The following is a 24,355-nucleotide window of genomic DNA, read 5'->3' on the forward strand; positions in this document are numbered from 1 at the left end:
TCAGGGGCGCGGGGAACTGCGCGAGCAACCAACGACAACCCGCACCCGCCATACAAACCCCACCCCCCCCGAGCTCTCAGGCGAAGCGGGGTCGAAGGGGCAGCCACCCCTGGGGGACGGGAACGGGTAGGGGCGGCGGGGGCGAGGAAGCTGCCCGGGGGCTACGTGCGGAAGGAGTCGTCCGGGTCCGGCTGGGACTGGCCCGGAATCGTCGCCAAGGGGGCGGAGGGGCGGGCGGCCGCGGCCGACGGGACGGGGTGGCGGGCGGACAGGGGCACGATGGCCGGGGTGGAGGTGTCGCCCAGGACCACCCGCCGTACCACCCGCTCCGCCGCCCTCCCGTCATCGAAGGGGCAGAACCGTTCCCGGAAGGCGGCCCGGAGCTGCGCGGAACGCGACCCCCGCCAGTGGCCCGTCGCGAAGATGTCGATGAGCTCGTCCTCGCTGCGCGCCACCGCGCCCGGCGGGAAGGACCGCGGATCGAAGTACGTCCCGCGCGCCGCCTCGTACGCCTCCCAGTCCGGCGCGTGGATCACGATCGGCCGGTCGAGGTTGGCGTAGTCGAACATCAGGGACGAGTAGTCGGTGATCAGGGCGTCGGAGGCGAGGCAGAGGTTCTCCACGTTCGGGTACGCGGTGACGTCCAGGAGGCGCCCGTGGGCGAGGTCCGTGAGCGGGGCGTCGTACGCGTGGTGCGCGCGGGCCAGGATCACGAAGCGGGGGCCGAGTTCGCGCAGGACCCGTTCGAGGTCCAGGTGGGCGCACTGGGAGTGGCGGTAGTCGCGGTGGGTGGGGGCGTACAGGACGGCGACCGCGCCCTCGGGGATGCCGAGGTGCTCGCGCAGTCGGGCCACATCCGACGAAGTCGCCTTGAGGATCACGTCGTTGCGCGGCGAACCGTATTCGAGGGTGGTGTATGCGGACGGGTAGACCCGCTCCCAGACGAGGGTGGAGTGCCGGTTGGCGGACAAGACGTAGTCCCACTGGTCGCTGCCGCGCAGTACGGCGGTGAAGTCCGTGCCGCGCGCGGCCGCCGGGCGGTCCTTGAGGTCGAGGCCCATGTGCTTGAGCGGCGTGCCGTGCTGGGTCTGGAGGAGGACCTGACGGCGACGTTTGACCAGGCGCTGGTCGAAGTCCACGTTGCTCACCAGGTACTTGGAGCGGGCGAGCGCCGTCCAGTACGCCATCGAGCCGGGCAGCACACGGCGGGTCGCGACCGGGAGCGTGTGGTGGTGCTCGGGGCGCGCGACCCATGAGGTGCGCATTCCGGGGGCGTACGTGCGGAACGCGTTCTCGAGCGCGGCGGGGCTGCACACATAGCCCCGGCCGCCGTACGCGGAGAACACCGCCCGGTCGGCGCGCAGCGGGAGAAGGCGCTGGACGCGGTAGTGGACGCGGAGGGCGACGGCGCGCAGCAGTCCGGCCGGGCCGCGTAGCAGGCGTCCGGCGCCTCGGACCAGCCGTGTCGCGGCCCACAGCGCGCGGTAGACGCGGTGGCTGCCCAGTCGCAGGAGCGCGTGCCGCAGCCGGGCGCGGGCGCGGAGGGGGGCGCCGGGGGTGCGGTAGCGGACGCAGTGCGCGCGGAACGTGCGCAGGAACTCGGCGCGCGCCTCGCGGGGGAGCCGGTGGCGCTGGGAGAACACCGAGGTGAGGTGGTTGACCATGCGGCGGAAGAGGAAGGGGCGCCAGTGTGCCAGTTCCGGGCGTTCGTCGACGTACGCGAACACCCGGTCGTACTGCTCGAACACGTCGAAGTGTGCCCGTGTGGTCGCCCCGAGGAGGCTGCCGTGGCGGCGCCGGCGTCGGTGGACGCAGACCCGGTCGAGGGTGGCGATGGACTCGGCGGCCATCAGGACCGGGTACGTCCAGGGCATGTCCTCGTAGATGCCGGGCGGGAAGCGGAAGCGGTGGTGCTCGACGAACTCCCGCTTGTACGCCTTGTTCCACGCGACCGGGGTGACGTTCAGGAGGCCCGGGCGGTCGTCGAGGGGGAAGGGGGCGGGGCCCTGTTCGGTGAGTTGGAGGGCGGCGCGTTCGTTGCGGACGGGGTGGGTGGGGGTGCCCGACCAGGAGATGTGGGCGAAGTCGTGGACGAGGACGTCCGGTTCGCCGGTCTCCTTGATGCGGTCGGCGATCGCCTGGAGGGCGTCCGGGGTGAGGGTGTCGTCGGCGTCGAGGAAGAGGAGATAGTCGCCTGTGGCGTGTGCCATTCCCCTGTTGCGGGCGGCGCCCGGGCCCGTGTTCTCGGGCAGGCGGACCGGGGGGCGTACGCGGGGGTCGTGGGCCGTGAACTCGTCGGCGATCGCTCCGCAGTTGTCGGGGGAGGCGTCGTCTACGACGATCAGTTCTAGGTCGGTGAAGGACTGGGAGAGCACGGAATCCAGGCATTCGTGCAGGTACGCCTGGACCTTGTACGCGGGGACGATGACACTGAACCTGGGCAAGGGGGACATCCGTGGGTCGGCGTGGGCATACTGCCCGGAAACGGCCGATGGGATGATTTGGTTACGGTGCGTGTTCCATACGGGGGATTCGGCTGGGGGGAGGGGGCGTGTGGGGGTGAACTGGTGCGTGGGGGTGGCTTGTTCGCGCGGCTTTCTCGCCCCCGCCGCCCCTACCCGTCCCTCCCCCACTCTCGGCACCCCCTTCGCCTGATAGTTCGGGGGGATGGGGTAGTGGGGCGGGTGCGGGTTGTGTGTGGTTGATCGCGCAGTTCCCCGCGCCCCTGAAAGGCACGGCCCTTCGGGCCGAAAAGCACGGGGCGCAGCCCCTGCTTTTCAGGGGCGCGGGACTGTGTCGATGTGCGGCTCCGCCGCGTGGGCGCGACCAGCCCCCACTCACCCGCACCCGCCACACAACACACGCACCCGAGCTCTCACGCGCCCGGCCCCCTACTTCACCGCCCCCGCCATCACCCCGGACACGAACTGCCTCTGGAACGCGAAGAAGACGGCCAACGGGATCACCATCGAGATGAACGCGCCGGGCGCCAGGATTTCGATGTTGCTGCCGAACTGGCGTACCTGCTGCTGGAGGGCGACCGTCAGGGGCTGGGAGCCGGAGCTGGAGAAGACCAGGGCTACCAGCATGTCGTTCCAGACCCAGAGGAACTGGAAGATGCCCAGGGAGGCCAACGCCGGGGCGGCGAGGGGGAGTACGACCGTGGTGAACAGGCGTACCTCGCCGGCCCCGTCCAGGCGGGCCGCTTCCAGCAGCTCGCGGGGGATCTCCGCGAAGAAGTTGCGGAGGAGGAAGATCGCGAACGGGAGGCCGAAGCCGACGTGGAAGAGGACGACGCCGATGATGTCGCCGAAGATGCCGAGGTCGCGGAAGAGCCCGGACAGCGGGATCAGCGCCACCTGCACCGGCACCACCAGCAGCCCCACCACGACCATGAACCACCAGTCGCGGCCCTTGAAGTCCATCCAGGCGAAGGCGTATCCGGCCATGGCGCCGATGAGGACGACGAGCAGCGTCGCCGGGACCGTGATCCAGATCGTGTTGAAGAGGGCGTTCGTGATGTCGTCGTTTTCGAGGAGTGACTGGTAGCTCTGCGTGGTGAGTTGGGCCGGGGCCGAGAACACCTTCCACCATCCGGAGGTGGAGATGTCGGTCGGGTCGCGGAACGACGAGACCAGCAGGCCGAAGGTCGGGACCAGCCAGAACACTGCCACCAGGAGGAGGAAGACGCGCAGGGCGCCGCCCGCCGTGCGGCTCGCCACCCGAGCTGCCACGGAGCGCTTGGCGCGTACGGGTGTGTCGTCCACGGGGGGCTTCGGCGCGGGGGTTTCGACGGTGGTCACCGCTGGCGCTCCTTCCGCAGTCGCCGGATGTTGACCCACATCACCGGCAGCACGAGCAGCAGCAGGACCACACCGATCGCGCTGCCCAGCCCGAAGTCGCCCCCACCGCCGTACGACACGAGATAGAGCTGCAGGGCGAGGACGTTGGCCTCGTCCTGGGTGGGTTGTGGCGCGATGATGTAGACGAGGTCGAAGACCTTCATCACATTGATCATCAGCGTGACGAGGACGACGACCAGGACCGGTGCGAGAAGCGGCACCGTGACCTTGCGGAACACCTGCCACTCGTTCGCCCCGTCGACCCGGGCCGCTTCCAGCAGGTTCCGGTCCACACCGGCCAGTCCCGCCGCGATCAGCACCATCGCGAAGCCGGCCCACATCCACACGTACGAGCCGATCACGGCCGGGGTGACCAGGGTCGGGCCCAGCCAGTCGATGCCGTTGTACGGCGCCGCGAAGTTCGAGCCGGGGAGCCGCAGTCGGGCTCCCTCGGCCGACGTCGGCAGGCTGAACGTGCCGTCGGCGCCGCTGGTCGCGGTGGCGACCACCTCGCCGTCCTTCACCGCCTCGACCTTGACGCCCTCCAGCGCCTTCTCGCCCCGGTCGACGGCGCCCTTCTCACCGCCGCCCCCGAGCCGGAAGTCCAGCCAGACCGTGCCGGTGATGCCGCTGCCGCTGCCGCCGCCGGTGGCCGCCTCGGCGTCCTGCGGGTCGCCGGGCAGGCGGCCCGGGGCGATGCCGACGAGGGGGAGGAGGGCCGGGGTGCCGGCGCGCACGGTGCCCTCCGTGGTGAAGGAACCGCCGCCGGACGGCCGTAGGTCGCTGACCTGGGCGTTCGGACGGGCCTTCGGATAGACGGACTCGTCGGCGAACGTGTCGTGCACCGAGGTGACGATCGCGTTCGCGACCCCCTGGTTCGGGTCCTGCTCGTACACCAGCCGGAAGATGATGCCCGCGGCGAGCATCGAGATCGCCATCGGCATGAAGACGATCAGCTTGAACGCCGTTCCCCAGCGCACCCGTTCGGTCAGCACGGCGAAGATCAGACCGAGGGCGGTGACGAGCGCCGGGGCGACCGCGACCCAGATCGCGGTGTTGCGTACGGCGACGAGGGTGGAGTCGTCGGAGAAGATCTCCGCGTAGTTGTCGAAGCCGACGAAGCCCGAGCCGCTCGCGTCGAACAGGCTCCGCCAGATCGAGTACCCGATCGGGTAGACCACGAGCGCGCCGAGCAGCACCAGCGCGGGCAGCAGAAACAGCACCGCCACCCACAGCCGGGTACCCGTCACGCTCTTGCGCGGTGCGGCGGGGGGCGTCGGCGCGTCGCCGGAGCCCCCCGCCGTCTTCGTCACGGCAGCGGACGACATGGAGTCGCCGTCAGCCGTTCCCGTAGGCCTTCGCCGCGTCGGCCTCCAGCTTCCGCTGGGCGCCGGCCACGTCGTCGGGGTTCTTCAGGAAGTCCTGCAACTGCTTCCACTCGCCGACGCCCTGGGTGCCGCCGAACGCCGCCGGGGCCTGGTCGGACATGTCGAAGCGGAAGTCGTCGCCCGCCGCGAGCAGCGCCTTGGAGATCTCCCGGGTGACGTCGTCCTTGTAACTGCCCTCGTCCATCTCCTTGTTGGGGGAGAGGAAGCCGCCCTGCGCCGCCCAGATCTCCGCCGCGTCGGTCGAGGCGAAGAAGGTGAGCAGGGCCTGCGCGCCTTCGCCGTCCTTCAGCGCCACGGCCGCGTCTCCGCCGGTGACCACGGGGGACTCGTCGCCGACGGCCGGGAACGGGAAGACCTTGGCGTCGGTGCCGATCTTCGCGTCCGTGTCGCCGTTGATGGTGACGGCCACGAAGTCGCCCTCGAAGACCATGCCGGCCGGTGTGTCACCGCCGAACGTCTGCGTGATGGACTTCGGATACTCGGTCTGCAGCGCGCCGGAGGCTCCGCCGGCGAGCAGGTCGTCCTTGCCCCACAGCTCGGCGAGCGTGGTGAGGGCCTCCTTGACGGAGGGGTCGGTCCACTTGATCTCGTGCTTCGCCAACTGGTCGTACTTCTCCGGGCCCGCCTGCGACAGATAGACGTTCTCGAACCAGTCGGTGAGCGTCCAGCCGTCGGCGCCGCCGATCGAGACGGCCGGGGAACCGGCGTCGGACAGCGTCTGCGCGGTCTGGACGAACTCGTCCCAGGTCTTCGGCTCCTCCGCGATCCCCGCCGCCTCGAAGGACGCGGTGTTGTACCAGACGAGGGACTTGTTGGCGGCCTTCACATACACGCCGTACTGCTCGCCCTCGTACGCCCCCAGGTCCTGCCAGCCCTGCGAGAAGTTCTTCGCCAGCTGCGCCTGGGCCTCGCTGCCGAGCGGTTTGACCCAGCCCTTCTCGGCGAACTGGTGCAGTACGCCGACCTGGGGCAGGAACGCGACGTCCGGCGGCTTGCCGCCCTCGATCTTCGTCCCCAGGAAGGTCGACGTGTTGTTGCCGGTGGGTACGAAGGTCACCGTGGCGCCGGTGCGCTTCTCGAACTCGTCCAGCACCTTCTCGAAGTTCTCCAGCTCCGGGCCGGTGAAGACGGCCGCGACCTCCAGCTTCTGACCGTCGAGCTCGGGGAGCTGGACGGAGGGTGCCGATCCGTCGTTGTTACCGGTTCCGCCATCGCCGCCATCCCCGCCGTCGTCCCCGCCGCACGCGGTGAGGGAGAAGGCGAGGACGCCTGCGGCGAGGGCCGCGAGGGCTTTGGTGGACTTGGCATTGGGTTTGCGTGTACGAAGTGTGCTGCGCATCACTGACCCCGTTCTCCGTGCGTCGTCGAACGTTGGATCGCTGTCCCGTGCGCTCTGGTCTACGCCGCGTGCCTTTAAGCGGCAAGAGCGCCTGTCGTGTCAACTGGGTGATCGTGACCGCGTCGTGACCCGAATGGCCCAGCTGCGGGCAGTCGTGCCGCTGGGGCGATGGGGGAGGGTGGGCGCAGCGGCACCTCGTAGCGCCGAGGTGCGCAGCCGACCCCCGCTCAGCCCCGGCGCCGGGTGCCTTACACGCGGACGGTCACAACAGCGACGGCACCCTCACCGCCGACACCTCCCGCGCCGCCCGATCCAGCGCACTGGCCAGCAACGCCAGATCCGTAGGCCCGTTCCCCAGCTCCCGTACGGACCGCCGAGCCGGCGGATCCCCCATCCGCGCCCAGTCCAACGGCACGACCGTGGGCCGCAGGGTCGCCGTACGAGGAATCCGCCCCGTCACCCGCCCCGCCTGGAAGGCGGTCACCCGCCCCCCCTCGCCCCGCAACTCCCCCCGCCCGGGCGCTGGTTCGTCCGGCCCCGGCACCGGCGCGCTGAGCACGGCCCGCGCCCCGGCGGCCCGCCCCAGCTCGCTCCCGTCCACGCGCCCACCCGCACCGGCGGCGACGAGATGCACCCCGAGCCGCTCGCCGTCCCGGGCCACGGCTTCCAACGCCCGTACGACCGACCCGGCGGCCGGCCGCCCCGTGGAGCCGAGCGCGGGCGACAGCAGTGCGTCGAGGTCGTCGACGATCACGACGAGCCGAGGCAACTCCGATGCCTTCCCGGCGGCCCCCTTCCCATCCTGCTCGCCGCTCTTGCGCCCGGCGCCGGCGCCCGGCCGCAGCCGCAGCGTGGAGCTGGAGGACGAGTCGAGGTCGGCGGCGCCGGCGGCGGCCGAGCGCTGCGGAACGATACGGCCCGACAGCTCACGCCGGGTGTGCCACTCCACGAACCCGAGCCCGCCGAGCATCTCCGCACGCCGCTTGAGCTCGGCGCTCAACGACTGCGCGAACTCCCGCATCCGGACAGGATCGCTGGCCACGAGATAAGTACCGACATGGGGCAGGTCGGTACATACCGCCAGCCCCTCCTGGCCCCGCGCACCGGCCCCGCCCACGCCGTCCCGCCCGTCGACGAGCGCGATCCCCAGCCGGTCGGGCCGCTCGGCGGCGGCCAGCGACGCGGCGATGGACCGCAGCAACTCCGTACGACCGCTGCCCGGCGGCCCCTCGATGAGTAGGTGAGGGCCCTCGGAGACGAGGTCCACGGACACCGGCCCGCGCGGGCCGGCGCCGAGCACGGCCCAGGCCCGCCCGCCGAGCGCCGCCGTGTCGTCGGCCGCGTCCGCCCAACGCGCCATCAGCGACGCCGGGGTGGCCCGCGCCAGCCCCAACTCGTCCAGCAACCGGGCCGACTGCGGCAACGGCGCCGACACCCGCGCCGACCGGTCCCCGGCCGCCCCGTCCGTACGCAGCGGCGCGAGCGCCCGCGCGAACCGCTCCGCCCATGCCACGGATACGGCGTCCAACGTGGCCACCGTGCCGTGGTTCAGCAGTCCGGGCCGGTCCGGCGCGAGCGCGGCGAGGTCCTCGGTACCGGGGCGCGTACGCTCCTCGGCACTGGGCCTGGGCCGCGCGGCTCGGGCGAGGTTCGTGTGCGTACGACTCACGGAACCGGGGTCCGCCTCGGCAGGGTGCCCGGCGCGGGGCCGATCCGCCGCGACGCCGGGGGCGCTGACGCGCGCGTGCTCGGCGGAGCCGTCGCCGTACCCGGGTGCGACGCGCAACAGCCGTAGCGCCGTCGCCACATCACCGCTGAGCAGCGCCACGGCCCCGCACGCGCGGAACGCGGGCGAGACCTCGCAGGCCGCCGCGTACGTCTCCGTCACCGGCGAGGCGGGCGACGCGGCCTCCGCCTCGGCGAGGCACACGACATGGATACCGGCGGCGGGCCCGTCCTGCGCCAGCCGCACCACGGCCTCCCGCACATCCGCACCCCCGGGGTCCCCGTCCACGACCACCACGGTGTACGGCCCCTCGACGCCGTCGCCCGCTGTGTCGTCCTCGCGAGCCCAGGACGGCCGCCGCACGGCTCGCCCGCCGGGGGCGCCGCCGACTTGGCGCCCCCTCGGTTCCGCCGTGTCCGCCGCGTGGTCCTCCAGGCGGCGCAGCAGCTCGTCCAGGCGGGCCGTCGCCTGTTCGCGGTCGTAGGCGAGGAGGAGGCGGCAGTCCTGGCCGTGGGCGGGGCGGAGGTGGGGGAGCCAGCCGAGCCAGGACCAGTCGGCGGTGCGTTCCTCGGCGGGGCGGGAGCGGTCCGCGCTGATCAGGACCAGTTCCAGGGTGTCGGGGGAGTGCAGGGCGGCGAGCTGGGCCACGACCGCGCGGGTCAGCCCCATCAGCCGGGGGCGCGGCCCAGCAAGGCCCAGCGCGCCGACCTCCCGCAACCCCGTGGTCACCGGCACGGCCGGCAACAGCCCCGAACCGTCCGGCGCGGCCCGGTCGGCCGTGCCCAGCCGCACCGTCAGCGCCTCCGGGTGCCCCGGCCCCCGCTCCCACAGCCGGGCCCCGGGCCCCAGCGCGGTGAGCAGCAGCGCGGCCGGATCCGGCCAGGTCTCCGGCAGCCGCTCCCCGTCGGCCGGGAGCGCCGACGTCATCGCGCCGCGCTCGTCCTCGTCGTACTCGGAGTCGTACTCATACGGATCGTGCTCGGGGCCCGTCTGCCCCCGCGCCCCGGCCAACCGACGCGCCCACCGCCCGAGCCCACCCCGTTTACGCACCCCACGCGGCACATCCGTCCCCCGGAGGGGAGTGTTTTTCCGATTGCCGGAGTCACCGACCCCGGCCACGTCATCGCCGGCCCCCACGTCACCGGAATCCACCGCCCCGGCCCCGGCGCCGAAGGCCTCCGCCCCCATCTCGCCCGTCGCCATACGAACGCTGTCCCGCCCGGCCCCCTCGCCGGACGCGACCGCCCCCCTGGCCGTACCGGACACGGACCCGGCACTCCCCGTGGCCCTCGCATCCCGGGCCGTCCGCTCGATCCCCGGAGCCCCGCTCTGCCCCGGCACGATCCGCCGCTCCGCCCGACCGTGACCAGTAGTTCCTTCCGGCCCGGGCCCGAGCGCGCCCCCATGAGAGACGCTCCCCGAGCGGGATCCGGAGGCAGAGCCAGAGGTCGCGCTCGTGACGCCGCCACCAGAACCTGCATCGCCTCCCGAGCCCGTACCACCCCCCGACCCCGCCCGGACTCGCACCCGGACATGCCCTTCCCCGTCAGGCGTCGTCCCGACCCCCCGCGCCCCCGAGGAGGAGGCCAGCCGGAGGGCGGACTCGCCGATGCGGAGGAGCGCGCCCGGGGCCAGTCGCACCGGGCGGTCGCCCACGCGGGTGCCGTCGAGGGTCGTGCCGTTGGTGGAGCCCAGGTCGACGACCGAGACGCGGCCGTCGGCGGAGAGGGTGACCGCGCAGTGGAGGCGGGAGACGTCGGGGTCGTCCAGGGGGACGTCCGCGTCGGCGGAGCGGCCGATGTGGATCTTGCCGCCGTGCAGCAGGTGGACGCCGCCGGCGTCGGGGCCGGCCACCACGTGCAGCTGGGCGGCGGCCTCGTCGACCTCGGGGCCCGGCTCGGCGGGGGCGCCCAGACAGAGCACGGCGCCGTCGATGAGGGGCGGCTCGCCCAGGGTGCAGCGCTGGGCGTCGAGCCGCTCGGCACCGGCGTACAGCACGACCTGGCCGCCGCCGACCTCCCGGCCGCGCTCCAGCCGGTCGGCGCCGCCCTCGCCGACCGCGGAGGCCAGGCCCGAGGCCACCGCGGCGAGGGCCGTCCCGGCGGGCGCCGTGACCAGCACGTCGCAGGCCGTGGCGCGTCCTCGGGGCTCCGAGGCCGGTCCCAGCGGGTCTACGACGGTCAGCCGGATCTGCATCGCCGTCAGCGGTCCCTTCCGCGCGGGCACCCGGGACGACGAGGACGAGACTGCGCGGTCCCCACCGCAGACTTCCCCCACCGCTCACGGGCACGTCGGCCAGTACTGGAGGCATCCTCGCACCTGCCACTGACAACACGCCCGCCGCCCACCACCAAGTGATCTTGATTGGTCGGCTCTGCCCCCAAAAGTGCCTGACCAATGCCCGGCAGTTGATCACTTGAGATCGGTCACGTCCGTCTCATGTCCGCATTCGGGATCGGTCGCGTCCGCTTCGGCAACCAACAGCCCATGGGTGAGCGTCTTTCCATCGAACACACTTGGGTACGCGTACGTACTCGCGTGGACGGACGCCACAGGAAGACGACAGCCGGTCAACGCGGACGGCCCCACTACAGTGGGTCAGAACGTCCGAATGACGAGGACGGACCAGCCAAGCGAGCAGCAGGGAGCGCATGACGTGCGGCCGGTAGGGAGCAAGTACCTCCTTGAGGAGCCGCTTGGACGCGGCGCCACAGGCACTGTCTGGCGCGCTCGCCAGCGGGAGACCGCGGGGGCCGAGGCGGCGGTGCCGGGACAGCCCGGCGAGACCGTGGCGATCAAGGTGCTCAAGGAGGAGCTGGCCAACGACGCGGACGTCGTGATGCGGTTCCTGCGGGAGCGCTCCGTGCTGCTCCGGCTCACCCACCCGAACATCGTGCGGGTACGGGACCTGGTGGTCGAGGGCGATCTGCTCGCCCTGGTCATGGACCTGGTCGACGGCCCCGACCTGCACCGCTATCTCCGTGAGAACGGCCCGTTCACGCCGGTCGGCGCCGCCCTGCTCACCGCCCAGGTCGCCGACGCGCTCGCCGCCAGCCACGCAGACGGTGTCGTCCACCGCGACCTGAAGCCCGCCAACGTCCTGCTCAAGCAGGACGGCGGCGAGATGCACCCGATGCTGACCGACTTCGGTATCGCCCGCCTCGCCGACTCCCCGGGCCTGACCCGGACCAGCGAGTTCGTCGGCACGCCCGCGTACGTCGCCCCCGAGTCCGCCGAGGGGCAGCCGCAGACCTCCGCCGTCGACATCTACGGCGCCGGCATCCTGATGTACGAACTGGTCACCGGGCGCCCGCCGTTCAGCGGCGGCTCCTCCCTCGAAGTGCTGCACCAGCACCTCAGCGCCGAGCCGCGCCGCCCGTCCACCGTCCCCGACCCGCTGTGGACGGTCATCGAGCGCTGTCTGCGCAAGAACCCGATGGAACGGCCCAGCGCCGTCAACCTCGCACGCGCGCTCCGCATCGTCGCCGAGGGCATCGGCGTGCACTCCAACTCGATGCAGATCGCCGCCGCCGAGGGCGTGGGCCACCTCCTCGCCCCCGACCCGGCGCCCGCACAGGTGCCCGGCGCCCCGGAGCCGTTCGGTTCGGCCGACCCGACGCAGGTACTGCCGCAGGGCGCCGGCTCGTACGACCCGAATGCCGCGACCAGCGTGCTCCCGCACACCTCGGGCCCGGGCAACCAGCCCGCGGGCGCGGCCGACCCCACCGCCGTACTCCCGCAGACCGGCGGCCGGCCCGGCGGCGGGCCGGGTGGCGCCGACCCGACCTCCGTCATGCCGCCCGTGCCGCAGCACGACCCGGGCGAGCAGCCGCACCCCTGGCAGAACCAGCTCCGCGCCGCCCGCGACCGCAACGAGCAGACCCAGGTCCAGTACCTCGACCCCAGCGAGGACCCGCTGCGCCGCCGCCCCCAGCGGCAGGCAGGGCGACCGCCCCAGCAGCCCCAGCAGCAGCCCCGCCGCCAGCAGCGCCCGCCGCAGGGTGCCCCCGCCGGCTACGGCCAGCCGCAGCAGCAACAGGGCTACGCGCCCCCGCAGCCCCAGCGTCAGCAACCGCAGCGTCAGCAGCCCCAGCGCTACGCCCCCGCCCCGCAGCCCCAGCAGCCCGCCCCGCGCCCGCAGCGCGAGCCCCGGCCGCCCCGCGAGCCGCGTCAGCGCAGCGCCAACCCGATGAAGATCCCGGGCCTCGGCTGCCTCAAGGGCTGCCTCTTCATGATCGTCCTGCTCTTCGTCGGCGGCTGGCTGATCTGGGAGTTCACGCCCCTGCAGGAGTGGGTCGGCACCACCAAGAGCTGGTGGGCCCAGCTCACGGACTGGTTCAACACCGCGAGCGACTGGATCGGCGACCTGGGCAACGACCCGGGCACGGGCACCGGCGGCACGGGCCAGTAACCCCCCCAACCCCCCGCGCCCCAATGTCTTTCAGGGGCGCGGGTCCGCCTTTTAGGGCGCGGGTCCGACGGGGCCGAGGTTGGGGACTTGTCGACATCTGAGGGGTGATTTCCGCCTCGGCGGTGAACGTCGGCTCCTCGGGCGCGTAGCTTTGTCGCCAACACGCGGCCTGTAGGAGCAGTCTTGGGACGGAAGATCGGAAGCCGGTACACCGCGAACCAGATTCTGGGGCGGGGCAGCGCCGGCACGGTGTGGCTGGGTGAGGGCCCGGAGGGCCCCGTCGCCATCAAGCTGCTGCGCGAGGACCTCTCGTCCGACCAGGAACTCGTCAGCCGCTTCGTCCAGGAGCGCACGGCACTCCTGGGCCTCGATCACCCGAACGTGGTGTCCGTACGCGACCTCGTCGTCGACGGCAACGATCTCGCCCTCGTCATGGACCTCGTCCGGGGCACCGATCTGCGTACCCGCCTCGACCGGGAGCGGCGCATGGCCCCCGAGGCGGCGGTCGCCATAGTGGCCGACATCGCCGACGGCCTGGCGGCGGCGCACGCGGTCGGGGTCGTGCACCGGGACGTCAAGCCGGAGAACGTGCTGCTGGACATGCAGGGGCCGCTGGGCCCCGGCGGCGCGCACCCGGCCCTGCTGACCGATTTCGGTGTCGCCAAGCTGATCGATTCTCCGCGCCGGACGCGCGCGACGAAGATCATCGGGACGCCGGACTATCTCGCCCCCGAGATCGTGGAGGGTCTGCCGCCGCGGGCGGCCGTCGACATCTACGCCCTCGCGACCGTGCTGTACGAGCTGCTCGCGGGGTTCACGCCGTTCGGCGGGGGCCATCCCGGGGCGGTATTGCGCAGACATGTCACCGAGACTGTCGTCCCTCTCCCCGGTATCCCCGAGGAGCTCTGGCAGCTTCTCGTGCAGTGTCTGGCCAAGGCGCCGGCCTCGCGGTTGCGGGCGTCCGAGCTGGCGGCGCGGTTGCGGGAGCAGTTGCCGTTGCTGGCGGGGATGCCGCCGCTGGATGTCGATGAGCCGGGGGCGGAGGGCGGGGACGGGTACGAGGAGGCTCCAGTTTCCCCTTCCGCTTCCGGTGAGGCCGCCGTTCCGCCGGAGCGGGTGCGGCGGGGGGCCGTGCCGCTTGTGCCAGGGGCGAAGCCGGACTCCAACCGGGATACGCATACGTCGATGCGGGTGCCGGGGCCGGATGAGCTGGCCGGGGGGGCGCGGGGGACCGCTCGGGTGCCTCGGGCGGCGGGGGCGCCTCGGCCGGGGTCCGCGCGGAATCGGGCGATGGCCCGTCGGCGGCGGATCACGTTGAGCGCGGCCGCCGTCGCGCTGGCTGCCGCGGTGGGGGTGGGGGCGTGGGCGGTCACCTCGGGTGACGATGGTGGTACGGCGCCGTCCGACACGAAGAATTCTGCGCCGGGTTCGCCCTGATTATTCTCGCCCCCGCCGCCCCTACCCGTTCCCGTCCCCCAGGGGTGGCTGCCCCTTCGACCCCGCTTCGCGTGAGAGCTCGGGGGGTGGGGTTTGTATGGCGGGTGCGGGTTGTCGTTGGTTGCTCGCGCAGTTCCCCGCGCCCCTGAAGGCACGGCCCTGCGGGCCGCTTTTCAGGGGCGCGGGGCTGTGTCGATTTGCGGCTCCGCCGCGTGGGCGCGACAAGCCCCCACAACCCGCGCGTACAAACGAACCGCAGGCACCCCGTCTCCCCCCAGTAGGGGTCTGGGGGCGGCAGCCCCCAGTGGCGGACCGGCGCCGGGTGCCTCGCCCGACTGCGGTCACCCCTCCTTGGCCACTCGGCGGAGCCGTTACGCTGGGGGCGTGGCAGTCGTCGATGTATCCGAAGAGCTGAAGTCCCTCTCCTCGACCATGGAGTCGATCGAGGCCGTTTTGGACCTCGACAAGCTGAGGGCAGAGATCGCCGTGCTCGAGGAGCAGGCGGCCGCGCCGTCGCTGTGGGACAACCCCGACGAGGCGCAGAAGATCACGAGCAAGCTGTCCCACCTCCAGGCGGAGGTGCGGAAGGCGGAGACGCTCCGCGGTCGTATCGACGACCTCGGTGTCCTCTTCGAGATGGCCGAGGAGGAGGACGACCCGGACACCCGGGCCGAGGCCGAGACGGAGCTCGCCTCCGTCAGGAAGGCGCTGGACGAGATGGAGGTCCGGACACTCCTCAGCGGTGAGTACGACGCCCGTGAGGCCCTCGTCAACATCCGCGCGGAGGCCGGTGGCGTCGACGCCGCCGACTTCGCCGAGAAGCTCCAGCGGATGTACCTCCGCTGGGCGGAGCAGCACGGCTACAAGACCGAGGTGTACGAGACGTCGTACGCGGAGGAGGCCGGCATCAAGTCGACCACCTTCGCCGTGCAGATCCCGTACGCGTACGGCACGCTCTCCGTGGAGCAGGGCACCCACCGGCTCGTCCGGATCTCGCCCTTCGACAACCAGGGCCGCCGCCAGACCTCCTTCGCCGGTGTCGAGGTGCTGCCCGTCGTGGAGCAGACCGACCACATCGAGATCGACGAGTCCGAGCTGCGCGTGGATGTGTACCGGTCGTCCGGGCCGGGTGGTCAGGGCGTCAACACCACCGACTCCGCGGTGCGGCTGACCCACCTCCCCACCGGCATCGTCGTCTCCTGTCAGAACGAGCGGTCGCAGATCCAGAACAAGGCCACCGCCATGAACGTCCTCCAGGCGAAGCTCCTTGAGCGGCGCCGGCAGGAGGAGCAGGCCAGGATGGACGCGCTCAAGGGCGACGGCGGCAACTCCTGGGGCAACCAGATGCGTTCGTACGTCCTGCACCCGTACCAGATGGTCAAGGATCTCCGCACCGAGCACGAAGTCGGTAACCCCGAGGCTGTGTTCAATGGCGAGATCGATGGCTTCCTGGAGGCCGGAATTCGCTGGCGCAAGCAGCAGGAGAAGTAGTAATTCAGCGCTTTGTCGACAAGGCAACTGCCGTCCATCGGGCGGCAGTTGCCTTTTCTGTATGAGGATGTCTGGGTTTTACGTCACACTCACATGGCCTTGCCGAGGTCAAAAGCGGTGAACGGGACATCGCGCACGCAACGACCTTGACGTTGCTGCAAAAAGTGGGAAGGCTGGCGTGTGGCATGCGCATTACTGGGGCGCATGTGAACCGGGGAACTTCGAGAACAGGCGACTGCCCCCGTTGATCGCGGCCCCGGGCGCTGCACCATCTACTGATCAGCTACTGGGGGTAGCAGCCATATGACGAAGAAGACGCGGATCCGCGTGGCGCGTATAGCCGCGGGTGCCGTGATCGCCGCCGGCGCGTCACTGACCGCCGCGGGTGTCGCTTCCGCGCTGGACCTCGACGCCGGTATCGGTGTCGGTACCGGCGACGGCGCCTCCGCCAACGTCGGTGTCTCGGTCCAGACCGGGGGTGACAACGAGGGCAACACCATTATCGGTGCGAGCACGACCACCGTCGGCGGGAGCACGGCCGATGGTGGTGCGACCACGGATGGCGGCGCCACGACCGATGGTGGTGCGACCACGGACGGTGGTGCGACCACCGATGGCGGGGCCACGGCTGACGGTGGCGCCACGACCGACGGTGGTGCGACCACGGACGGTGGCGCCACGACCGATGGTGGTGCGACCACGGACGGTGGTGCGACCACCGATGGCGGGGCCACGACTGACGGTGGCGCCACGACCGACGGTGGCACCACCACCGATGGCGGGACCACGACCAGCGGCGGCTCGACCTCGAACGGCACGTCCAACGGGACCTCCAACGGCACGTCCAACGGCACGTCCGAGGGCAGCTCGTCCAACGGCGCCTCCGGGGGCAACTCCTCCAACGGCACCTCCGGCGACCAGAGCACCGGCGGCGGTTCCTCGACCACCACCGGCGGCGGCGAATCCACCTCCGGTGGCACCGACCCCGACGGCGGCAACGACGAGGTCGTTCAGGAAGAGGGCTCCTCGGCGCTGACCGACACCGGCTCGGAGACCGAGGCCCAGGGCACCGGCGGCGGCGAGCTCGCCGAGACCGGTGCCGCCGAGACCACGTTCCTGCTGGTCGGAGCCGCCACGATGATCGCCGGCGGTATCGGCTTCCGCATGCTGCCGCGCCTCATGGCCGGCCGCGGCGCCGCGGCCGCCTGACGCATCCGCGTACAGCCGCAGAGACAGACGTGAGGCCCGGGGCAGCCAGCCCCGGGCCTTCGTCGTCGTACGTCTGGCCCGTTCTATGCCGTCTGGTGGGCCAGTAGCGCCAGTGCCGTTATCAGGATCGCCAGCAGGGCGATCAGGGTCATGGGGCTCAGGTTCGCGAACAGGTTCTCCTGCTGGAGTCGCTCGCGACTGGCCCGGCACACGTGGCAGCGGCCCTCGGCGACGGGCGACGCGCAGTTCGCGCACACCAACCGGTCGTACGTCATGCGCCTCGCCCTCCTTGCAGTGGCCTCACACACACCTCAACGCTTCGCGGAACCTGGACGTTCCTCTACCCACTGTGCCAGGTTCCCCCGGAGGTTGCGCGGGCGCCTACGAAAACCCGTGCCCCTTGCGGGGCGCGGGTACCGGTACAGTCACCGTCATCCATTCCCGACGGCCTGTGGTGCATCCGTGATCCGATTCGACAACGTGTCCAAGGTCTACCCGAAGCAGACCCGCCCCGCACTCAGGGATGTGTCCCTGGAGGTCGCGAAGGGCGAGTTCGTGTTCCTCGTGGGGTCCTCCGGCTCCGGAAAGTCGACCTTTCTGCGGCTGATCCTCCGGGAGGAGCGGTGCAGTCAGGGGCAGGTGCATGTCCTGGGCAAGGATCTCGCGCGCCTGTCCAACTGGAAGGTGCCGCAGATGCGCCGCCAGCTGGGGACGGTGTTCCAGGACTTCCGGCTGCTGCCGAACAAGACGGTCGGCGAGAACGTCGCCTTCGCGCAGGAGGTCATCGGCAAGTCGCGCGGTGAGATCCGCAAGTCCGTACCGCAGGTGCTGGAGCTGGTCGGGCTCGGCGGCAAGGAGGAGCGGATGCCCGGCGAGCTGTCCGGCGGTGAACAGCAACGTGTGGCGATCGCGCGGGCCTTCGTGAACCGGCCCAAGCTGCTGATCGCGGACGAGCCCACCGGCAACCTCGACCCGCAGACCTCCGTCGGCATCATGAAGCTGCTCGACCGGATCAACCGGACGGGCACCACCGTGGTGATGGCGACCCACGACCAGAACATCGTGGACCAGATGCGCAAGCGCGTCATCGAGCTGGAGAAGGGCCGCCTCGTCCGCGACCAGGCGCGCGGCGTCTACGGCTACCAGCACTGACCGCGTCTGATGACGACTGTCCACGGAAAGGCTTGACCAGACGCCATGCGCGCCCAGTTCGTACTGTCGGAGATCGGAGTCGGTCTCCGCCGCAACCTCACCATGACCTTCGCGGTCATCGTCTCCGTAGCCCTGTCCCTCGCCCTGTTCGGCGGCTCGCTGTTGATGAGCGATCAGGTCAGCCAGATGAAGGGCTACTGGTACGACAAGGTCAACGTGTCGATCTTCCTGTGCAACAAGAGCGACGCGGAGTCCGACCCCAACTGCGCCAAGGGCGCGGTGACGACGGAGCAGAAGAACCAGATCAAGTCCGATCTGGGCAAGATGTCGGTCGTCGACAACGTCGCCTACGAGTCGCAGGACGAGGCGTACAAGCACTACAAGGAGCAGTTCGGCGACTCGCCGCTGGCCAGCAGCCTCACGCCGGACCAGATGCAGGAGTCGTACCGCATCAAGCTGAAGGACCCGGAGAAGTACCAGGTCATCGCGAGCGCGTTCAACGGGCGTGACGGGGTGCAGTCGGTGCAGGACCAGAAGGGCATCCTGGACAACCTCTTCAAGCTGCTCGGGTATCTGAACTGGGCGGCGCGCGGTGTGATGGCGGTCATGCTGGTGGTGGCGCTGCTGCTGATCGTCAACACGGTGCGTGTCTCGGCGTTCAGCCGTCGTCGTGAGACCGGGATCATGCGGCTGGTCGGCGCCTCCGGCTTCTACATCCAGGCGCCGTTCATCATGGAGGCCGCGGTCGCCGGCATCATCGGCGGCACGCTCGCCTGCGGCTTCCTGGTCCTCGGGCAGTACTTCGTGATCGACAACGGAGTGTCACTGTCCACGAACCTTCCGCTCATCAATTTCGTCGGCTGGGACGCGGTCCTCACCAAGCTGCCGCTCATCCTCGCGGCGAGCTTCCTGATGCCCGCCTTGGCCGCTTTCTTCGCGTTGCGCAAGTACCTGAAGGTGTGACGCACGCCAACAGGGCCGTACCGGCAAGCTCCGGTACGGCCCTTCGCCTTGTCCTAGACTCGCCGACATGTCAGGCCCGGACCTCTTCACCCGCCCGTCGCCCGCCACCGCCCCATCCGACGCGCTGCGCGCGACCCCTTCTGATTCAACCCGCCGCATCCGCCGCGGGGCGGCTCTGACGTTGGTCTTCGCGACCGTGCTCGGCACGGGTGCCGCTACCGGCTCCTTCGACGGCACGTACGGCCCGTACGGGGCGACGACCGCCGCAGCGGGTGCGCCGGCCCCCGGCGACCGGCGGCAGGACGTCGCCGACGCCGCCGCCGAGGCCATGGCCGAGGGCAAGTCCCCCATGGAGGCCGCCAAGAGCGCCGTCAGCCGCAGCGGCGACCGCTGGGGCGCGGTCTACTCCGAGGGCGAGTACGAGGAGTTCCAGGAGGCCCTCGACGGCGAGTACACCGGCGTAGGCCTGTGGGCCCGGCTGGAGCGCGACGGCCGTATCGAGGTGACCCGGGTCCAGGACGGCTCGCCCGCCGCCGAGGCCGGGATCCGCTCCGGCGACCGGCTGGTCAGCATCGACGGAGAGAAGGTCGACGGACGCCCCGTCACCGAGGTCGTCTCCTTACTGCGCGGCGACGCGCGCGGCGACGAGGCCGAGGACGCGAGCGCCGGCACGGAGGTGTCGCTGGGCCTGCGGCGCTCCACCCGGACTTGGACGGAGACCTTGCGCAGGGCCCGGCTGTCCACCGAGGATGTGACCGTCAGCAGGCTCGGCCACGGGGTCAGCGTGATCAAGGTCGACGCGTTCACCAAGGGCTCAGGCGACATGGTGCGGGCCGCCGTCGAGCAGGCCGCCGAGGCCTCCGGCTTCGTCCTCGACCTGCGGGGCAACTCCGGCGGCCTGGTCACCGAGGCCGTCACCACCGCCTCCGCCTTCCTCGACGGCGGCCTCGTCGCCACGTACGACGTCGACGGCGAGCAGCACGCCCTGCACGCCGACGCCGGCGGCGACACCACCAGACCCCTGGTCGCGCTCGTCGACGGCGGCACGATGAGCGCGGCCGAACTGCTCACCGGAGCCCTCCAGGACCGCGGCCGCGCGGTGGTCGTGGGCTCGCGCACCTTCGGCAAGGGCTCGGTCCAGATGCCGAGCCGCCTCCCCGACGGTTCCGTCGCCGAACTGACCGTCGGCCACTACAGCACCCCCTCCGGTCGCGGCGTCGACGGCCGCGGCATCACCCCCGACCTCGAAGCCGACGAGGACGCCGTGCAGCGGGCCGAGACCGTACTGAGCGGGCTGGGCGAGGCCGAGTAGCCCGTCCCGGGGCCCAGCCGGTTAATCGGCTTTCCGCCGACCCCCTCCGTAGTGCGAAAATGGACGGCACTATGAGCAAGGGAATGTACGTACCGAAGGAGTCCCAGCCCAAGCAGGGCGGGACGGCCGCCAAGGCCAGGGACGGCGAGAAGGGCGGCAAGAAGAAGATCGTCGCCCAGAACAAGAAGGCCCGGCACGACTACGCGATCATCGACACCTACGAGGCCGGCTTGGTGCTCATGGGCACCGAGGTCAAGTCGCTGCGCGAGGGACGGACCTCGCTGACCGACGGCTTCGTCCAGATCGACCGGGGTGAGGCGTGGCTGCACAACGCCCACATCCCCGAGTACCACCAGGGCAGCTGGACCAACCACTCCGCGCGCCGCAAGCGCAAGCTGCTGTTGCACCGCGAGGAGATCGACAAGCTGGAGGTCAAGGCCCAGGAGACGGGCCACACGATCGTGCCCCTCGCCCTGTACTTCAAGGACGGCCGCGCGAAGGCCGAGATCGCCCTCGCCCGAGGCAAGAAGGAGTACGACAAGCGGCAGACCCTGCGGGAGAAGCAGGACCGCCGGGAGTCGGACCGCGCGATCGCGGCGGCCAAGCGCAGGCAGCGCGGCTAGCCACAGGGAATACAGTGGCACGCGCTCGCGTTGGTCACGTACGATGGCACCAACACCGGGCAAGTACCGGTGTGAGCATTGATAAAACAACATGGGGATGATCGGTTTCGACAGCGGATGTCGAAGCAGGGGAAGCGTGTCGAGGAAGCGGCCATGATCTCGTAAACCACAGGCCGAAAAAAATAATCGCCACTGTTAAGAGCGATTCTCCTCAGCAGCAGTTCTCCCTCGCCGCCTGATCTCAGGTAGCGACGAGACTGCTCCTGGTTAAAAGGAGTGTCAGCCCGGGGGTGTTCCCGACCCGGATCCTGGCATCAGCTAGGGGACTAAACCTTGATCCCGGTCACGGGGTGAAGAGGGAAATCAAACAGTGACTGGGCCCGTCGGCGACTTGTTCGCGTGATCGCCGGGGCCGAGAAAAGCGCAGCGAACTGCACACGGAGAAGCCCTGATTCCGCACCGTTGGACGCGGGTTCGATTCCCGCCATCTCCACCATCACCATGTGGGCGAAGGCCCCGCTGCTCTCGGGCAGCGGGGCCTTCGTCATGTGTGCCTCAGCGCAGGGTGAACGTCGACAGGCGCAGGCCCTTCGGGAGTACGAGGTACACGTCCTGCCGGTTCTTTGCTGAACTGAGTCGCGCGGTCACCGTCTCGTACGTGTACGGCGATGACGTGCCGTCGAAGCGTGCCGTGCCGAGCAGGGTTCCGGTCGGCGAGCCCAGGCGGATCTGCACGTCACCGGCGGATCCGGCGAGCCGTGCCGTGAACTCCGCCCGGCCGGAGCCGAGTCGGGCGTCCTTGAACTTCAGCCAGGCGCCGTCGGCGGAGGCGCCGACCGCCGTGCCGTGGGTCTTCGACTCGTCGACCAGGCGTACGGAGTCGTAGTCGTCGAAGTTCTCGGCGCGGGTGACCTTCGACAGGTCCCGGGGCGGGATCGTCTCGCCGCGCGCCTTCAGGGTCGTACGGGCGCGGATGTCGGTGGACGAGGCGCCGGCCAGGACGTCGTACGTGCCGGTCTCGACGACCCACTTGGAGCGGGTGACGTCCCAGTGGGCGAGGTCCCGTTCGCGGAGGTCGAGTTTCACGGTCTTCGTCTCGCCGGGCTTCAGGGTCACCCGGTCGAAGGACTGGAGGCGTTTGAGGGGCTGTTTGTCGCGGGAGACGCGCTGGTGGGTGTAGAGCTGGACGACCTCGTCGCCGGTGCGGCGGCCGGTGTTGGTGACCGGGAGTTCGTAGCCGCCGGGGACGCGCTTCAGGGTGCCGTAGCGGAAGGTCGTGTAGGAGAGGCCGTAGCCGAACTCGTGGAGCGGGTCGCCCTTGAAGTACTGGTAGGTGCGGTCGTGCTTGATGTTGTCGTACTCCAGGATCGAGGGCAGGTCGGCCTCCGACCGGTACCAGGTCTGGGTGAGGCGGCCGGCCGGGTTGGCGTCGCCGAAGAGGAGGTCGGCGAGGGCGTTGCCGGTCTCCTGGCCCGCGTGGGTGGTCCACAGGACGGCCGGGACCTGTCGTTCGAGGGCGCCGAGGGTGGTCGGGTAGCTGTTCTCGACGATGACGACAGTGCGGGGGTTGGCCGCGCGGACCGCCTTGACCAGGGCCTCCTGGGCGGGGGCGAGGGCCAGGGACTCGCGGTCGTCGTTCTCGCGGCCGTTGATCGCGGGCATCGAGCCGACGACCACGACCGCCGTGTCCTTACCCTTCACCGCGGCCACGGCGTCCGCGACACCGCTGCGGACCACGTCCTTCGTGTAGTGGGCCGCCCGCTCCTTGGTGACCAGGCCGAGGGTGCCGTCGGGGCCGGTCGGGCCGAGGTAGACGGGGTTCGACCACCAGGGTTCGCGGGTCTCGTAACCGGCGTAACGGAGCAGGTACGTGCCGTCGGGCTGGTCCTCCAGCGCGAACTGCTGCTGGACGAACCAACCGCTGGGCTGTACCTGGTCGTTGACGAAGTTCGACCAGTTGTAGCCGACGTATTTGTCGTTGGCCGCCGACTTCAGGGTGACGATGCCGGCGCCCCAGTCGTAGACGTCGAACTGCGTGCTTGCTCCTTCGGCCGCTGTTTCTTTCAGGGGTTCGCCGTCCGCGTCCGTGCCGGCCGTCACGTAGGCGCCGGTATCCGTGTTGCGGAGGGTGATGCGGTCCACGCCCTCGCTGCTCGCGACGGTGGTGCCGAGCTTGGTCTCTATGCCGTCCTTGGGCGTGACGGCGTAGGGGAGGGTGCCGGAGTACCAGTCCGTGTAGAGGGTGTCGGAGAGGGGGCCGACGACGGCCACGTTCTTCTGGGAGGGCTTGAGCGGGAGCGACGTCTTGTCGTTCTTGAGGAGTACCGCCGCCTCGGTGGCCGCCTCGCGGGCCAGTCTCTGGTGGGCCGGGCTGTTGATGACCGACTTGTCGATCGCGCCGTACTTGCCGCCGCCCGGGTCGAACTCGCCCAGGCGGACGCGGAGGCTCAGGATGTGCCGGACCGCGGTGTCGACGTCCGACTCCTTCAACAGGCCGGTGGACAGGGCCGACTTGACGGCGTCCGTCGTCTTCGCGGAGTTGGTGTCGTCCGAGGTGAAGCTGTCGATACCGGCCTTCAGGGCGGCGGCGTCGCCCTCGGCGAGGGTCGCGTAGTAGTTCTGCTGGGCCGGGTCGGCCAGGTTGTTGGGCGCGTAGGCGTCGGTGACGTTGAGGAGGTCGTACGTCGACCAGGTGCGGACGTCGTTCAGGGCTGGGTTCACTGTGGCCGGGCGGCCGTTGACGAGGTTGTACGAGGACATGACGCCGGTGGCCGCGTTCGCCTCGATGGCCGGCTTGTACGCCGGCTCCTCGTACTCCTTGAGGACGCGGGGGCGGAGGTCGGAGGAGGTTGTCGTGCGGTTGACCTCGTTGTTGTTGCCGAGGAAGTGCTTCAGGGTGGGGGCCGTTCTGAGGTGGTCGGGGTCGCCGCCGGTCAGGCCTGTGCCGTATGCCGTCGCCATGGCGCCGGTGAGGAGGGGGTCCTCGGAGTAGCCCTCCTCGTTGCGGCCCCAGCGGGGGTCTCTGAGCGGGTTGACGACTGGGGCCCAGAGGTTCAGGCCCCAGCCGGGTGGGCGTTCTTGCTGGAAGCCGCGGGCTTCGTCTCCGACCGCTGAGCCGACGCGTTGGATCAGCTGTGGGTTCCAGGTTGAGGCCAGGCCTATTGCCTGGGGGAAGACCGTGGTTTCGCCGAGCCAGGCCACTCCGTGGAGGGCTTCCGTGCCGGTTTTGAAGGGGGCGATGTCGAGGCGGGGGATCGCGGGTTGGTGCTGGTGGAGGAGGGAGACCTTCTCGTCGAGGGTCAGGCGGGAGAGGAGGTCGTTTACGCGTTGGGTTGTTGGGAGTTGGGGGTTGCGGAAGGGGTACGTGGGGTCGGCTGCGGTTGAGGGGGCTGTTGCTGTGAGGCCTGTCAGCAGGGCCAGGGTGGTTATGAGTGTGGTTCTTCGCTTGCCTTTCATGTCAGG

Annotated in this window: 15 protein-coding genes and 1 other RNA gene; 9 read left to right on the forward strand and 7 right to left on the reverse strand. The window is 70.7% G+C overall.

All coding sequences use genetic code 11. The features are described from left to right. Nucleotides 1-161: 161 nt before the first annotated feature. From F3T56_RS38975 to F3T56_RS38995, 5 genes are all read right to left on the reverse strand, one after another. Nucleotides 162-2,453 carry a bifunctional glycosyltransferase/CDP-glycerol:glycerophosphate glycerophosphotransferase gene (locus tag F3T56_RS38975; RefSeq protein WP_149830206.1) on the reverse strand — a complete coding sequence of 764 codons (2,292 nt, stop codon included), beginning with the start codon at nt 2,451-2,453 and terminating at the stop codon, nt 162-164. A gap of 438 nt (nt 2,454-2,891) precedes the next feature. Further along, a complete protein-coding gene (locus F3T56_RS38980; protein WP_149830207.1) occupies nt 2,892-3,803 on the reverse strand; it encodes a carbohydrate ABC transporter permease in 912 nt (303 codons plus the stop codon). Then, entirely contained in the window at nt 3,800-5,170 is a 1,371-nt protein-coding gene (locus tag F3T56_RS38985) for a carbohydrate ABC transporter permease (RefSeq protein WP_246204308.1), read from the reverse strand. The genes F3T56_RS38980 and F3T56_RS38985 overlap by 4 nt, the downstream gene beginning before the upstream one ends. Nucleotides 5,171-5,180: 10 nt before the next feature. Next, nucleotides 5,181-6,569, reverse strand: coding sequence for an ABC transporter substrate-binding protein (locus tag F3T56_RS38990; RefSeq protein ID WP_149830208.1), 1,389 nt, complete (start codon nt 6,567-6,569; stop codon nt 5,181-5,183). A gap of 262 nt (nt 6,570-6,831) precedes the next feature. After that, nucleotides 6,832-10,491 carry an FHA domain-containing protein gene (locus F3T56_RS38995; RefSeq protein ID WP_149830209.1) on the reverse strand — a complete coding sequence of 1,220 codons (3,660 nt, stop codon included), beginning with the start codon at nt 10,489-10,491 and terminating at the stop codon, nt 6,832-6,834. Nucleotides 10,492-10,951: 460 nt separating this feature from the next. Here F3T56_RS38995 and F3T56_RS39000 point away from each other — a divergent pair, with 460 nt between their 5' ends. The 4 genes from F3T56_RS39000 to F3T56_RS39015 all read left to right on the forward strand — a co-directional run bounded on the left by F3T56_RS39000 (nt 10,952) and on the right by F3T56_RS39015 (nt 16,843). After that, nucleotides 10,952-12,706, forward strand: coding sequence for a serine/threonine-protein kinase (locus tag F3T56_RS39000; RefSeq protein WP_172639354.1), 1,755 nt, complete (start codon nt 10,952-10,954; stop codon nt 12,704-12,706). Between the two features lie 183 nt (nt 12,707-12,889). Beyond that, the gene (locus F3T56_RS39005) at nt 12,890-14,143 is read left to right on the forward strand and encodes a serine/threonine-protein kinase (protein WP_149830211.1); all 1,254 of its coding nucleotides are present in this window, start codon (nt 12,890-12,892) and stop codon (nt 14,141-14,143) included. A gap of 384 nt (nt 14,144-14,527) precedes the next feature. Then, on the forward strand, nt 14,528-15,634 hold the full coding sequence (gene prfB, locus F3T56_RS39010; RefSeq protein WP_149830212.1) for a peptide chain release factor 2: 1,107 nt from the start codon (nt 14,528-14,530) through the stop codon (nt 15,632-15,634). Nucleotides 15,635-15,937: 303 nt separating this feature from the next. Then, entirely contained in the window at nt 15,938-16,843 is a 906-nt protein-coding gene (locus F3T56_RS39015; RefSeq protein ID WP_149830213.1) for a hypothetical protein, read from the forward strand. Between the two features lie 83 nt (nt 16,844-16,926). Here F3T56_RS39015 and F3T56_RS39020 read toward each other — a convergent pair whose 3' ends face one another. Next, nucleotides 16,927-17,118 (reverse strand): hypothetical protein, encoded by a 192-nt coding sequence (locus F3T56_RS39020; protein WP_149830214.1) that lies wholly within the window; start codon nt 17,116-17,118, stop codon nt 16,927-16,929. A 187-nt stretch (nt 17,119-17,305) separates the two neighbouring features. Between F3T56_RS39020 and ftsE the strand changes: the two genes are divergently transcribed. From ftsE to ssrA, 5 genes are all read left to right on the forward strand, one after another. Next, nucleotides 17,306-17,995, forward strand: coding sequence for a cell division ATP-binding protein FtsE (gene ftsE, locus F3T56_RS39025; protein ID WP_149830215.1), 690 nt, complete (start codon nt 17,306-17,308; stop codon nt 17,993-17,995). A 45-nt stretch (nt 17,996-18,040) separates the two neighbouring features. Then, nucleotides 18,041-18,958 carry a permease-like cell division protein FtsX gene (gene ftsX, locus F3T56_RS39030; RefSeq protein WP_149830216.1) on the forward strand — a complete coding sequence of 306 codons (918 nt, stop codon included), beginning with the start codon at nt 18,041-18,043 and terminating at the stop codon, nt 18,956-18,958. Nucleotides 18,959-19,025: 67 nt separating this feature from the next. Continuing rightward, on the forward strand, nt 19,026-20,270 hold the full coding sequence (locus F3T56_RS39035; RefSeq protein ID WP_149830217.1) for a S41 family peptidase: 1,245 nt from the start codon (nt 19,026-19,028) through the stop codon (nt 20,268-20,270). Between the two features lie 83 nt (nt 20,271-20,353). Further along, complete coding sequence (gene smpB / locus F3T56_RS39040) at nt 20,354-20,893, forward strand: SsrA-binding protein SmpB (protein WP_149830234.1); 540 nt, start codon at nt 20,354-20,356, stop codon at nt 20,891-20,893. Between the two features lie 93 nt (nt 20,894-20,986). Further along, nucleotides 20,987-21,389: a transfer-messenger RNA gene (gene ssrA, locus F3T56_RS39045) on the forward strand. Nucleotides 21,390-21,448: 59 nt separating this feature from the next. Here the strand turns inward: ssrA and F3T56_RS39050 are convergent. Then, nucleotides 21,449-24,349 (reverse strand): glycoside hydrolase family 3 protein, encoded by a 2,901-nt coding sequence (locus tag F3T56_RS39050; protein ID WP_149830218.1) that lies wholly within the window; start codon nt 24,347-24,349, stop codon nt 21,449-21,451. Between the last annotated feature and the right edge of the window lie 6 nt (nt 24,350-24,355).

Origin of the sequence: Streptomyces tailanensis, from assembly GCF_008386495.1 — a bacterium.
In the GTDB taxonomy this organism is placed as follows: domain Bacteria; phylum Actinomycetota; class Actinomycetes; order Streptomycetales; family Streptomycetaceae; genus Streptomyces; species Streptomyces tailanensis.